The sequence below is a fragment of the Hungatella sp. SB206 genome (assembly GCF_051132295.1).
Lineage (GTDB): Bacteria > Bacillota > Clostridia > Lachnospirales > Lachnospiraceae > Hungatella > Hungatella effluvii.
Window position 1 is genome coordinate 6,879,909 of sequence record NZ_CP096603.1, and the last position, 12,371, is coordinate 6,892,279.

Below are 12,371 nucleotides of genomic sequence, written 5' to 3' on the forward strand. Positions count from 1 at the left end.
CAATTGACTTCTATTTTTTATCTAATGTAACTATATAAATACTATCCCCGTATTATATCAAAACAAAACCAAATACATCGGAATTATATTACTTTCTACAATTTAACTAAAACATTCATTTTCCTTCCCCCGCCACGGTAACAGGAAACATGCTCAGTTCCAACAAGCAAACTGTTTCCACATGTGTCGTTACTACTATCGGAACACATTTTATCAACCTCGTTGCTGTCATGTGAACACAATTCGTCAGTCCTATGTCGTCCTCTTGCATTTTTTCTTTGTGGTTTAAATTTAGCACCATCTACGCTATTCTTCAAGCCCGTTTTATAAACAAAAGTCAACTGTGCAGGGTCAACATTTCCGTTTTCATCAAGTCCACCTACAATTACTTTCTCAACAATGCTTTCAAACACATAGCGGTCAAATTTATCAAGAACCTCATTCTGCTCCAAAGTTTTCTTAAACTCTTTCAGACGTTTTTTTATGTCTTTTTCATTATCAGACGTTTCTTGTAATTTTTTTCTTTCCTCGACAAGCTGTTCTTGTTTGCTTACTAAGTCAGCATATTTGCTTTCATAGGTTTCCTTATCAATAATTTCTTCCAGACGCATATCCACAAGTTTACTTTTTTTCTTCTCTAATGCGTCTATCTCTTTTTCTGCTTTTGCAAGTTGTTTTGACACCACACTACTACTAAGTGTATCGTCCATTCTCTGCAAAAATTCTTCCAGAACATCTTTATTATCATCACACAATAAACGATAACTTTCTACAAAGGCTTCTTCAATGGCTGTTTCTGGAATACCTTTGCTATGTTTACAAAATTTCTTGCCTTTCTTCGTAGCTGTTACACATTGCCATATAACCTTGCTATACTGTGAACTACTGTGCCAATTACGCCTTGTCAAAGTACCACCACAGAAACCACATTCCAGCATACAACTGAAAGCATATTTTCTACTATATTTTTCTCTCTTTGTGTTACCCTCTCCAATCTTTCCTCTATTTACATTTCTTCTGGCAAGAATTTCTTGTGCCTTTTCAAAAACTTCTTCGCTAATAATCGGTTCGTGATGATTACGAATATAAAATTTATCTTCTTCTCCGAAGTTCTCCAATCTCCTCTTTGAAATCGGGTCTACTGTAAAGGTTTTTCCTAGCAATAAATCGCCTTTATATTTTTCATTCTTGATAATGCCAATGACTGTTGATTGTACCCATGTAGAACTTCCGTACTTTGTTTTATATCCCAAATTTTCAAGCTCATGTGCAATAACAGAACCACCAGCACCCTCAATATACCGATTAAAAATATAACGTACAATTTCTGCTTCTTCTTCATTCACAGTAATTGTTTTTGTATCTTTGTGATAATCATATCCAAGACAACCTTGAAAGCCAACCAGTTCTCCCCGTTTCATTTTCATCTTCAAACCTTTTTTCACATTAGCGGATATATTTTCAACTTCCTGCTGTGCCACAGAACTAAGTACAACTAAAAGCAATTCTCCGTCCATAGTTAAAGTATTGATTTTCTCATCTTCAAAATATACTGCTATATTACGTTCCTTTAGCATACGAACATATTTTAAGGTATCTAGCGTATTTCTTGCAAATCTGGAAATGGATTTCGTAATAACCATATCAATTTCTCCATTCATACAATCATTTATCATACGCTGGAAATCTTCTCTTTTAGCCACTTGTGTACCTGTGATTGCTTCATCAGCATATATGTCCGCAAGTACCCATTCTTTATTTTTCTTAATCATATCTGTATAATAGGCTACCTGCGACTTATAACTGTTTAGCTGGTCTGCACTATCTGTACTAACCCTGCAATATGCACCAACACGCATAAGTTCAATCGTTTTTCCTCTTGTACGAGTTTGCAAATCATTCCTTGCTTTGATTACTTTTACTTCTTTCACAGAACCACTCCTTTTATATTTGCATTTTGTATTCCTTTTGTAGTGTTATTATACAATATCTAAATATACAATTCAAGCGGTTATATCTGAAACAATTTTATAATCTTGCATAAGTTTTGATTTTACTAAAGCATATTCTTTTTCAGAAATCATTTTACGGGCAAGAAGTTGGTTCAACATAGCAATTTGCATACTATATCGTATTAGTTTTTTCTCCATATAAATTCCCCCTTGCTTGTAATTTCTAAGCAGGCAGACGGCTTTGGAAAGCTCCATTAGTATCTCAACTATTCCCATTCTTGTGGGCAGAACCGCACCATGCGGACGTATCATTATTCTGTGAGGATAGGTCGTGGCAAAGCGACTTTTCCAACAGTCGCTCTCGGATCACTGCGTGGGTCGCTCGCTTTCTTTTGGAAAGGTCATGGCGTACAGTCCCGTGGCTCACTATCTCACAAACGTATCTGTCTGCTTTATTCAGTTGTCAAAGAGCTGTGGCGAAAGCATATTGCTTTCATGTAAAAGCAGAGTGCAGAGCAGGAAAGAGGGGGATTGAACAAATCATGCTCTGCGGTTACTATTACTGCTTGTTATTCTTCCTCGGTTTCTAAAGGTATATCAAAGTCCAAAATCATTTTGATAAGGGCTTCTCTGATACATCCTTTTAATTCCATATCCACGGCAATATAAACATTACCGTATTCATCATAGAGTGAACGCAAACAACATTTTGATATGTACGGGTCATAAATTGCCAGTATCTTTTCAATCGCTTTTTCGTCTCCGTCCGTAGCTGACGAAATCAGATAAAATGACGGTTTCTTAAAAATGTGCTTCATTTCTTACTTTTCTCCTTTTAGTATTTTTTTCATAAGTTCCAATGAGTTATACCGATTTTGAAATACTCCACTTCTGGAAATATTCTGCAATTTAGCAATCTCGGTATCGCTCATTTCTAAGAAGTAGTACATGAGTAAGTTCTCACGGTTACGGTCAGACAGCTTTTTCAAGGCTTCTGCCAATTCATCATCAAGAATACTAATATCGTCGCCACATACATTGAATAATGTATAGTCGCTGTCGTAATCGTCTAAAACGGATAATTTTTCAATCACTAGTTCTGGAAGTTCACAAAAAGGAATTTCCTTATTTTTTCTCCGTTTTAATTCTTTCTGATAATTTCTTACAATGCCTTTTGTAACTTTCTTTAACTTACATTCAAATTGACATTGTATTGTTTTCTGGAAATCAGACGGCTTCATAATCTCACCCCCTTTCCAGCTATGACTTGAAAAGTGTTTATCCCTCTTTCCGCACCATATCTGTACAGCAAGGTGTGATTTGCTAAGCTGAAGCCGAAAAAAGTTAAAAAATTTTTTCGGGTACAAAAAAAGCCCGCACAAAACATATAGTCTGTACGAGCTAAGATATTAAAATATTCAGTTGTATTAGCGCATGGATTGCTGTTAAGTTGTTCTTGAGTTTTTGGTAAATTGCTTAAAACACTTCATACACAATCCCCCGTATAATAGCATATAACCATTACCTTCAAACAAAGAATACAACCTAATTTTGAAGATTTCTTAAAGATATGAAAAAAGAACGACAAATAAGCCGTTCTCTTATAATGGTAACTTTATAGTAACTTTGGCACCTTTGGTTTCTGTGGAATTATCTAGCAGAAGTTTTCCTTTATGCTGTTTTATAATGATATCAACAATATATAAACCCATTCCATAATGCAGTTTAGAGCTCCTACTTTGGTCTGCCATATAGAAACGTTCTTTTGCGTGATCCAATGCCTCTTGCGAAAAGCCACAGCCACAGTCTGTAATACAGATATTCAAGTAATTGTCCTTGCTATCTACATCTATATATAATGTAGAGTTTTCAGGCGAGTACTCTAAAGAATTTGAAACCAAATTCATCAATGCTCGTTCCAGTAACATTCTATCCCCAGTTATATTCTGTGGGAAATTATGCTGTGTCTGCTGAATAACAATACCTTTATCTTTGCAGATGATTTCAGTTTGAGATAAGATATGTTTCCAAAACTCTGGAAAATTTACATCTTCCATTTGTAATTGATAGCCAGCAGATGCTTTAGATATATCAATCAAAATTTTTATATACTGTTTCATCTGCTCAGAGCTACTCATTGCATACGATAAATATAGCTTTTGTTCTTCGTCAAGTTCTGTTTCATCTAATAGGTCAATGTTCCCCTGCATAACAGTTAATGGAGTTTTCAAATCATGAGCTAAAGATGCAATCTGTTCTCTTTGTGCTTTTTCACTTCGCCACTGTTTTTCTAATGACCCTTTTAAACTATTTCGCATACTATCAAAGGATATAATCACGTTTTCAAATTCCAATATTTTAGAATGTCCGATAGTAAAATCTAAGTTGTTATTCTCAATTTCTTTGGTAGCTTCTAAAATAGGTGTCAATTCTTTTCTCAGCTCTTTAGCAAAATGAACAGTCAGATAAACACATACCCCTAAGCTGCTTATAGTGATTAAAGAAATCATCATAATTTCTGGGGACGGTAAATACTGATTAAATTGTGCATTTAAATATTGAGAACCTATAACATACTGTAAAACAATATATTCATCATCTCGAGTAATGAAAATAAACTGTGTTTTACCACTTGTATCCATGAACCCCGTTTTAGCAAACATTAAAGCCTTTTCTTTTTCTTCTTCACTCATATTCGTATCTATGTATCCATAGTTTTTAGTTAATCGAAGAAATTTAGTTCCAGTAGGAAAATGTATATCTGATACATTTGGTGTTGCAGTTAGTATCGGTACTAAAGCTTTCGTTTGCCGTTCGTTATTATCTGCAAGTGTTACAAGCCCTATACTGGAAGCAAACATCATACAGGCAAAAGGGACGACAACGGACAAGCATAGTCCGCCAAGTAGACAAACAAGAAATTTATAAAAAGTTCTTGTAAGTGATGTTTTCATTTTTATTCCCATCTATAACCTATCCCCCAAACTGTTACGATTGGCTGAACACCCGTTTTCTCAAACTTTGACCTTATATTTTTTATATGTGTCGAGATTGTAGAACTATCGCTTTCTCCATAAAGGGAAAATGTAGCTTCGTATATTTGTTCCTTTGAAAAAACCTGTCCTTTGTTACTAGCAAGATACTCACAAATCAGATATTCACTTTTCGTTAAAGGCACTGGTATATTATCTACCCGTAATTCTTTTGCAGATAAATCAATTTTTATCCGGTCAAATGTAAGAGCTATATGTCGTTCTCGGTGTTCGCGGCGTAAGTGGGCATTTACTCTTGCCCGTAATTCTGTAATACGGAATGGTTTTGTCAAATAGTCATCTGCTCCTAATCCAAGACCGAATGTAATATCATTTTCCATTGTCTTAGCAGTCAGAAATAGGATAGGACAGTCCACTAATGAACGGATTTTATCACAATAAGAAAACCCGTCTATATCCGGCATCATAATGTCCAGTATAATCAAGTCATATCTGTTCAGTTTATCAAGAGGAACCTGTGCGGCGGACGTATAGACTGTAACTAAATGTCCGTCCTTTTGCAGTCCATTTTTCACAAGTTCTAAAATAGGTCGTTCATCATCAATCATAAGGATTGTTGCCATAGTATCGCCTCCTAGCTTTTTTAGTATATCATAATCCATAAAGGCAGAAAAACAAAAATCGGTCATTGACGCTTTGCAATATAGTAGCGGTCATTTATCTGTACTGCAACGGCTTCGGTCTTTTCTGTACCATGAATTTCATAAATATCTTTGTAAATCCATTGTTCCCGATGTTGTCCGGCGTTTTCCCCATACCAGTCAATTTTTCTTAGTTCCTCCTTTGACAAAGGAATTTTTGTTTCTGCATTAAATATGACATTTTCCGCAAGAATACCAATGTAACTTCCCAATTCATTATTTGATACAGTATCAGAAGTTACTTGATAAACCGTCCCATCACAAAGAAGCTGCGTTGCATTTTGAGGATTGATTTCAAACTTGCCACTCATAGATTGCTCTATATCCTTAAAGTCAAAAACTGTATCTGTGCCTTTGATATTTTCATCTATAACAGCTTTGTGATACCCTCCATTTATATCTACAATCAGATAGTCGTCAGCGTTAGGAGCTGCATACACATTTAAGAATGGAATAATATAGGCGTCATTAGGGGCTTTATCCACTAAATCTGCTAAATCTGCCAACGTCTGAAAGGTAGCAGTTTTGAGATTTTCTTGAAGTAATATTTTTCCTGATTCGTCTACAGCCGCAAGTTGTCGGATATACCCAATCCATTCCCCGAGTCCACTATTAGAGACAGTATCCGCTAAAATCGTGTAGTCATTTCCCTTATAGGAAAATTGCGTCACATTTTCCTTATTCAGATAGCATTGCTCTCTGGAATAGTCCCCGATTTTGTCCTGTAAAGAACAGCCTGCAAGAGATAAACATATAATAACAGCAAACAGCAATATCATCATTTTTTTACTCATTTTCTTTTGCTCCTTCCCATCTCTGAAACCACACTAAGCTTATGATAAACAGCACTACTGTAAAAACCAGCATGAGTATAAAACCTAGTTGAAATTCGGGTAAGTTAGAATGAAACTGCCCCTCATTAACATATCTTAAAACACAATAATCCATAAATCGTACACCCCAGCCCCACGGCAGGAATTTCCAGATAAAATCTCCAAGTCCTGTAACTAGCAATGCAGATAATAAACTTCCTACAATACCTATGCCCATAGATACACTTTTGCCTAAACTGAAACCAACAGGTATGGAAATAAGATAAAGTGGTATTACAGACAATATCAACATAATAAGAGGTTTTATATAAAACGAAAATGGCATAACTGGATAGAGTACGGCAAACAAGAAAATACAAAGTATTGTTGCAAAGGTTGCTAAAACGATAAGATATACTAATTTTCCGATATATACCGCTATACGTGAACGGATCGTACCTAAGATTAACTGAAAATGACCTGCTCCATTTTCTAGTTCGACTATCATACCTACAACGATACCAATAACAAATGGAAAAATAATTGCTAACACCTCTAAAAAGGTCGTTACATTTGTCATCTCACTCCAACCGGATATATGAAAATATCCTGCAAAAACACCAGCTCCTATTAACGGAAAAAGCACATGGACTAAAAGTAATGGTGTATGTCTGCTTTTAAGCCATTCTGCTTGAAAACATCTGATAATACTAAACATTAAAGAACCTCCTGCTTTATAAAAGATTTTGCCGTTGACTTTGAAATTGTATATAGTAAAAGCAATGACAAGCAGATTGTCATAATAACCAACGGTAAAGGAGTTGATAAAGCACTTCCTGTTACTGATTCTCCATTCGGTAATATTCCTAATGTGGGAACCATAAGGCGAGTAACCCAGCTATAAGGACATATGAACCAAAAACTTGTATTTGCCCCTAATGTTCCCAACATAAAGCTCATTCCGACATTTAATATGAGAGTGGCAAATACACCCACTTTTTTTGTAAACCACAAGCATAATGGAATATTCCATATACTTGCCAGAATAATGCAAAGTGTTCCGAACAATGCCTGCATTGGGCTAATTGTCATAGGTATATCAAAAATGTGTTGAATGATAAAACCACCTGCAACATTGCATAACATCAAAATTGTATTTGCAAGTACAATGTATATTATACAAGTGATTATTTTTGCATACCATACTTTTTTTAAGTCAACAGGCAATGACAAAATTGCTCTAAATTTTAATTTGCCGTTATCTCTTTGAATTATCAAAATAGATAATAGCGTTAAACAACCAGGATATAAGAATACATACCACCAGTTATACGAATTTTGTTGATACCACATAGGAGTAAGTACATTCAGACATAAAGTTAGTATAGGAGCTAACCATACTAATTTTTTTGCGAATGTATTTTTATGTTTTAAATATTCAGAAGATATATAATTTTTCATTTTATCGTTCCTCCTGTGATTTCCTTACAACTTCTACAAACAGATTTTCTAAATTTTCATCTTTATTCATCTGTCCTTCATATCCTAAAATACCATTTGAAATGATACCAATATCATCAGCGATAAGCTGAACCTCTGATAGAATATGACTGGATAGAATAACAGTAATCCCTTTAGAGGGAAAAGAACGAATAAGAGAACGTAATTCTTGTATGCCGATAGGGTCTAATCCATTTGTCGGCTCATCTAAAATCAACAATTTGGGACTATTCAACAAAGCGATAGCTATTCCCAAACGTTGTTTCATTCCCATTGAAAATTGTCCAGCTTTTTTCCTTCCTGTATTTTGCAAATCTACCATTTTTAAAACTTTATCTATTCGGGTTTTAGGAATATTTAGTAATTTTGCACGGACTTCTAAATTTTCTACTGCGGAAAGATTTTCATAAAGTGGAGGAGTTTCAATCAAAGCTCCTATCTGTTCTAAATCTTTTCTGTTCCATTCATGTCCATTAAAAAGAACTTTACCGCTAGTAGGACGGAGCATACCCGTAATCATTTTCAAAGTGGTAGATTTTCCAGCACCATTTGGACCGAGTAGCCCATATATTGAATTTTCACGGACAGTTATAGATACATTATTCACTGCCTTTTGCTTTTTGAAATCTTTACATAGGTTATTTGTTTTTAAAATTGCTTTCATAATTGTTCATACCCTTTCCTTATTTTTTAGTTAAAGTATAAAAAGCAAAATTAAAGATTTTATGAAGATTTCAAAATATTATATTTTAATCTAGCCGTAGCGTGTAACTTGCAATAAATGCAAAATAAAGCTACGGCATTTTTTGATTTATCCTACAATCTTCCAGTTACTATCCTTATGTAACACAAGTTCATACTGCGATACCTGCATTGTTAAAAAAAGTTTTTATCTGATAATATTTTCATTAAGTAAAGGAGATGTCACAAAATGAAATTATTTATCGGTGATATTATTCAGAAACTAAGAAAAATAAAAGGTCTAACACAAGAACAAGTTGCAAATGCTCTTGGAATAACTACTTCTTCGGTGTCAAAATGGGAAACAAACAATACATATCCTGATATTTCATTACTAAGCCCTTTGGCAAGACTTTTAGGAACAGCTGTAGATAATGTGTTTAATTTCAAACAAAAATTATCAGAAGAAGAAATTGACACTCTTTTGAATAGAAGCAAATAACGCTTTGGTATGTCATATTGATCTTTCATTAGTAAAAATATATGAATTATTGAGGATCTTTTTACGATTTTTTTAGTATATTTATATTGTAAAAGGCAGGCACTTACTAATATTTTCATGTTTCTTCTTTTCTTTTATAAATGTTTTCCAAAACTTATTTGCTGATCCGCTCCGCAGGTAACAAATAAGAGCCAACAATCTATAAGTTACAATAACCTATAAATTATCGGCTCTGCGTCTTAGCGTCTGGCTCTTTAATAGTCGTTACATTTCCATGCTTTATATTGATTAAAGTTTCATGCTTGCACTTTGGGCAGAACAAAGGGAAACTTATCAGTTCCGTATCTACCCGTATTTTTGTTCGTGTCTTGTTATTGCAGATGGGCATAATACCCATGATTGTTTCATTACAGAAACACCACCTTTATTTTAAAAGTTCATCATAGTATTTTGCGTTTCCTGTCGAGTAATAATTGTAAAAAGCAGTAATTTTATTGTCAGAATACACATTAAGGTAATTTAGAATATTTTTCGTCCATTCTAATGAACCTGCTGAATTTGCTGTTACTAAATTTCTGTCTAAAACGGAATTAGAACAAACGTACAAGCTCTGTCCTGCATAGTTTCTTGAAAAGAAATTTAGATATTCTAGAGAATTACTTGTGTGTTTAAATTTATCTAATATACCATAATCAGCAAGTGCGAGTGTTGCCCCACAAATAGCACCTACTAAAATATTTTTGTTTAAACATTCTTGTGCTTTTTCCAATATTTCTTGATTTTCTTTACTTCCCCAAGTGGAAGAACCCGGTAAAAGCAGAGCTGTACTAGCATTGAAGTCAACTTCTGATATACTATAATCTGGAACAATTGTTAATCCTCCTAAAGTTAAGACGGGTTCTTTATTAAAACCAACTGTCTTTACTTCAAATTCTTTAGTTCCATTTTTTAATAATTTTTCCATACTGAATGCTTGTAAAATATAACCAATTTCGCATTCTGCCATGTCGTCTAATAAATATACATATACTTTTTTCATTTTCACATCTCCTCATATTTTCGATATAAGAAAATTATATAGCAGGAATAGTGACAAATGTATGTCACTATTAAGTGAAATTTTTCTTTATTTTTCTGATATGAGTTAATACCTTTTCTTTGTATTTTTGAGGGGATAATATTTTTACTTTATCGCAAAGTCCTAAAAGGATTGAGAATGTCATAAAATCATTTTCTTTAATCTCAATTTCTCTTATAAAACAGTCATTGACAGTTTCAACAATTTTTCCTTTAAAGTATTCATTAACTAAGGTGTCTATTTCTTGTTTATAAGATAGAGTAACCGTAATATTTGTCTGGTTGCGTCTTTTTTCAAAATCAGATAAAAGGTCAGCTATATTATCTTTGGTTTGAAAAAGTTCTTTTGTTAAAGAAATATTTTTCATTCTTACCACTTTGAACATGCGATAATCATTTTTAGAGGTGTCATATCCAAAAACATACCAGGAGTACCACCTATAATATGTATGTAATGGGTTTAGAAAAACTTTTTTTGTATGTCCTGCTGAATTAGTATATATAAATTTTATAGTTCGCTGTTCTTTTGTTGCTTTATTGATTAAGTCTACGCACCTCATAATTTGTGGACTTTCAGTTACAACAGAGAAATCAACATCTGGAAGTGCATTAATATTGACATCATTATAAAGATGTTTCATTTTTTCGTAAGTTTCAATGATCTTTTTATTTCCGTAAACAGTTCTTAGACTATTTAAAGCAAGCAAAATATATTCTTTATTGTTGCTGTCAATAATTTTTTCATCAACCTCAAAATCTTTATTTATTATATAGCCACCATTTACACCTAACTCAGAATAAATCGGTATACCAGCAAGAGTTAGTGTATCAATATCTCGTAAAATCGTTCTGCGAGATACTTCAAACTTTTGTGCTAATTCATTTGTTGTTACACACTCTCTATTTATTAAATAAAAGATTATTCCTATCAGACGTTCTATTTTCATACTTTCAGCCCTTTAACTGTTTTCTTTGTAATTATATAAATATATTCTTCTGGTGCAGGGCGTTTATTTCCAAAATATTTTTTGAAATTTGCCTGCACCTCTGGGTCGGTGCTGTTCATAGCTTCATCAATTGTCGCTTCAATATCCGCCCGAACATCAGCCAATGACATACCGCCAGCTTTTGCACCAGCTTTCAAGGCTTTTTTAATATCTCGTTTTTTTAGTCCTATCATAGAGTTCACTCCTAATAATTTATTTTTCCAGTAATATTAAACACCCCAAAGGTAAATACATAAACAGTAGTGATAATCGTTGCCATAAGCCCTCAAAAGCTATGATTGTATCTTTGTAGTTTGGTTTATCTGCCATAACAAAAATCGTAAAAAAGATAAATGCTAGAAGAAAACAAATCATTGAAAATAGTGCAAGTGGTATTTCCTCAATCCGAAACCAATATAAGCTAATCAAAAGCGGAGCAAAAGTTAAACATATAAATCCAAGAACCGCCCCGTAACCATGTATTTTTTCAGGGATAGTATTGAGAGATTTTGTTTCTCCTACCGAAAAAATCCCTGAGAGAATACAGCCACCTATCGCATATATCAATATGACTATAAACAAAATAACAGCTATGTTTTTTGATTTCTGCGAAACAATTTCATAAACCTTAAAACCGCTCATTAAAAGAATGATACCGCATAAAACTAGCCATAAGTTGTATATAAAATGTAGTGGAGATTTGTTATTTCCAAGCACGCTCATTACCTGCATAGAATGACTATAACCTTTATAAAACGGAGCGAGGAAAAAAGGGATAGTTAAATCCAGCAATAAGGCTAATGGTAAGAATAGAGAAATGCTATTTTTCATCATTAAACCCACCACTCAAACTACCAAGCCCTTTTAAAATTTTTACTGCCAGTTCTTTCATCACATCCGCCTTGACAATCGCTATTCCTTGTTCTTCGTCGCCAAGAACTAAAAGTGTATCGCCAGCGTTAATATCAAAAATTTCACGGGCTTCTTTTGGGATAACTATTTGTCCCCGTTCTCCAACTTTTGCCGTTCCAAAAATATGTTGTCCTTTTTTCATCATTTTTCTCCTTCTTATCATATTTATTTACGAATCATATTTTTCATATTTACATAAATAGTATAATGCGAAAAATAAGAATTGTCAATTCCTTATAACATGGGTAGCGTGCA

The 12,371-nt window shown here is 33.8% G+C and carries 16 protein-coding genes and 1 pseudogene; 1 reads left to right on the top strand and 16 read right to left on the bottom strand.

Annotated features, from left to right (window positions below):
- Nucleotides 1–95: 95 nt before the first annotated feature.
- From M1L66_RS30615 to M1L66_RS30660, 10 genes are all read right to left on the bottom strand, one after another.
- Entirely contained in the window at nt 96–1,931 is a 1,836-nt protein-coding gene (locus tag M1L66_RS30615; protein ID WP_434689413.1) for a recombinase family protein, read from the bottom strand.
- Between the two features lie 72 nt (nt 1,932–2,003).
- Nucleotides 2,004–2,150, bottom strand: coding sequence for an SHOCT domain-containing protein (locus M1L66_RS30620; RefSeq protein ID WP_005339673.1), 147 nt, complete (start codon nt 2,148–2,150; stop codon nt 2,004–2,006).
- Nucleotides 2,151–2,521: 371 nt separating this feature from the next.
- Nucleotides 2,522–2,770, bottom strand: coding sequence for a helix-turn-helix domain-containing protein (locus M1L66_RS30625; RefSeq protein ID WP_434689416.1), 249 nt, complete (start codon nt 2,768–2,770; stop codon nt 2,522–2,524).
- 3 nt (nt 2,771–2,773) lie between these two features.
- The gene (locus M1L66_RS30630) at nt 2,774–3,193 is read right to left on the bottom strand and encodes an RNA polymerase sigma factor (RefSeq protein WP_434689418.1); all 420 of its coding nucleotides are present in this window, start codon (nt 3,191–3,193) and stop codon (nt 2,774–2,776) included.
- A 360-nt stretch (nt 3,194–3,553) separates the two neighbouring features.
- On the bottom strand, nt 3,554–4,918 hold the full coding sequence (locus M1L66_RS30635) for a sensor histidine kinase (RefSeq protein ID WP_434689420.1): 1,365 nt from the start codon (nt 4,916–4,918) through the stop codon (nt 3,554–3,556).
- Nucleotides 4,909–5,568 carry a response regulator transcription factor gene (locus tag M1L66_RS30640; protein ID WP_021404737.1) on the bottom strand — a complete coding sequence of 220 codons (660 nt, stop codon included), beginning with the start codon at nt 5,566–5,568 and terminating at the stop codon, nt 4,909–4,911. The genes M1L66_RS30635 and M1L66_RS30640 overlap by 10 nt, the downstream gene beginning before the upstream one ends.
- A 62-nt stretch (nt 5,569–5,630) precedes the next feature.
- Nucleotides 5,631–6,440, bottom strand: coding sequence for a NisI/SpaI family lantibiotic immunity lipoprotein (locus M1L66_RS30645; RefSeq protein WP_021404755.1), 810 nt, complete (start codon nt 6,438–6,440; stop codon nt 5,631–5,633).
- A complete protein-coding gene (locus tag M1L66_RS30650; RefSeq protein ID WP_074048952.1) occupies nt 6,433–7,176 on the bottom strand; it encodes a lantibiotic immunity ABC transporter MutG family permease subunit in 744 nt (247 codons plus the stop codon). The genes M1L66_RS30645 and M1L66_RS30650 overlap by 8 nt, the downstream gene beginning before the upstream one ends.
- Nucleotides 7,176–7,919 (bottom strand): lantibiotic immunity ABC transporter MutE/EpiE family permease subunit, encoded by a 744-nt coding sequence (locus M1L66_RS30655; protein WP_077718111.1) that lies wholly within the window; start codon nt 7,917–7,919, stop codon nt 7,176–7,178. The genes M1L66_RS30650 and M1L66_RS30655 overlap by 1 nt, the downstream gene beginning before the upstream one ends.
- Before the next feature lies 1 nt (nt 7,920).
- On the bottom strand, nt 7,921–8,622 hold the full coding sequence (locus M1L66_RS30660; protein WP_022617696.1) for a lantibiotic protection ABC transporter ATP-binding protein: 702 nt from the start codon (nt 8,620–8,622) through the stop codon (nt 7,921–7,923).
- A 267-nt stretch (nt 8,623–8,889) separates the two neighbouring features.
- On the opposite strand from M1L66_RS30660, the gene M1L66_RS30665 reads away from it, so the two are divergent.
- Entirely contained in the window at nt 8,890–9,141 is a 252-nt protein-coding gene (locus M1L66_RS30665) for a helix-turn-helix transcriptional regulator (RefSeq protein ID WP_021404760.1), read from the top strand.
- A gap of 223 nt (nt 9,142–9,364) precedes the next feature.
- On the opposite strand, the pseudogene M1L66_RS30670 reads toward M1L66_RS30665, so the two are convergent.
- The 6 genes and pseudogenes from M1L66_RS30670 to M1L66_RS30695 all read right to left on the bottom strand — a co-directional run bounded on the left by M1L66_RS30670 (nt 9,365) and on the right by M1L66_RS30695 (nt 12,261).
- Nucleotides 9,365–9,549: pseudogene (locus M1L66_RS30670) on the bottom strand (cysteine-rich KTR domain-containing protein).
- 16 nt (nt 9,550–9,565) lie between these two features.
- Nucleotides 9,566–10,180 carry a DJ-1/PfpI family protein gene (locus tag M1L66_RS30675; RefSeq protein WP_021404742.1) on the bottom strand — a complete coding sequence of 205 codons (615 nt, stop codon included), beginning with the start codon at nt 10,178–10,180 and terminating at the stop codon, nt 9,566–9,568.
- Nucleotides 10,181–10,250: 70 nt separating this feature from the next.
- Nucleotides 10,251–11,165, bottom strand: a complete 915-nt coding sequence (locus M1L66_RS30680) for a helix-turn-helix transcriptional regulator (RefSeq protein WP_434689425.1) — start codon at nt 11,163–11,165, stop codon at nt 10,251–10,253.
- Nucleotides 11,162–11,398, bottom strand: a complete 237-nt coding sequence (locus M1L66_RS30685; protein WP_074048956.1) for a hypothetical protein — start codon at nt 11,396–11,398, stop codon at nt 11,162–11,164. Before M1L66_RS30685 ends, M1L66_RS30680 begins: the two co-directional genes overlap by 4 nt.
- 19 nt (nt 11,399–11,417) lie before the next feature.
- On the bottom strand, nt 11,418–12,038 hold the full coding sequence (locus M1L66_RS30690) for a DUF998 domain-containing protein (protein ID WP_222846649.1): 621 nt from the start codon (nt 12,036–12,038) through the stop codon (nt 11,418–11,420).
- On the bottom strand, nt 12,025–12,261 hold the full coding sequence (locus M1L66_RS30695) for an AbrB/MazE/SpoVT family DNA-binding domain-containing protein (RefSeq protein WP_434689428.1): 237 nt from the start codon (nt 12,259–12,261) through the stop codon (nt 12,025–12,027). The genes M1L66_RS30690 and M1L66_RS30695 overlap by 14 nt, the downstream gene beginning before the upstream one ends.
- Between the last annotated feature and the right edge of the window lie 110 nt (nt 12,262–12,371).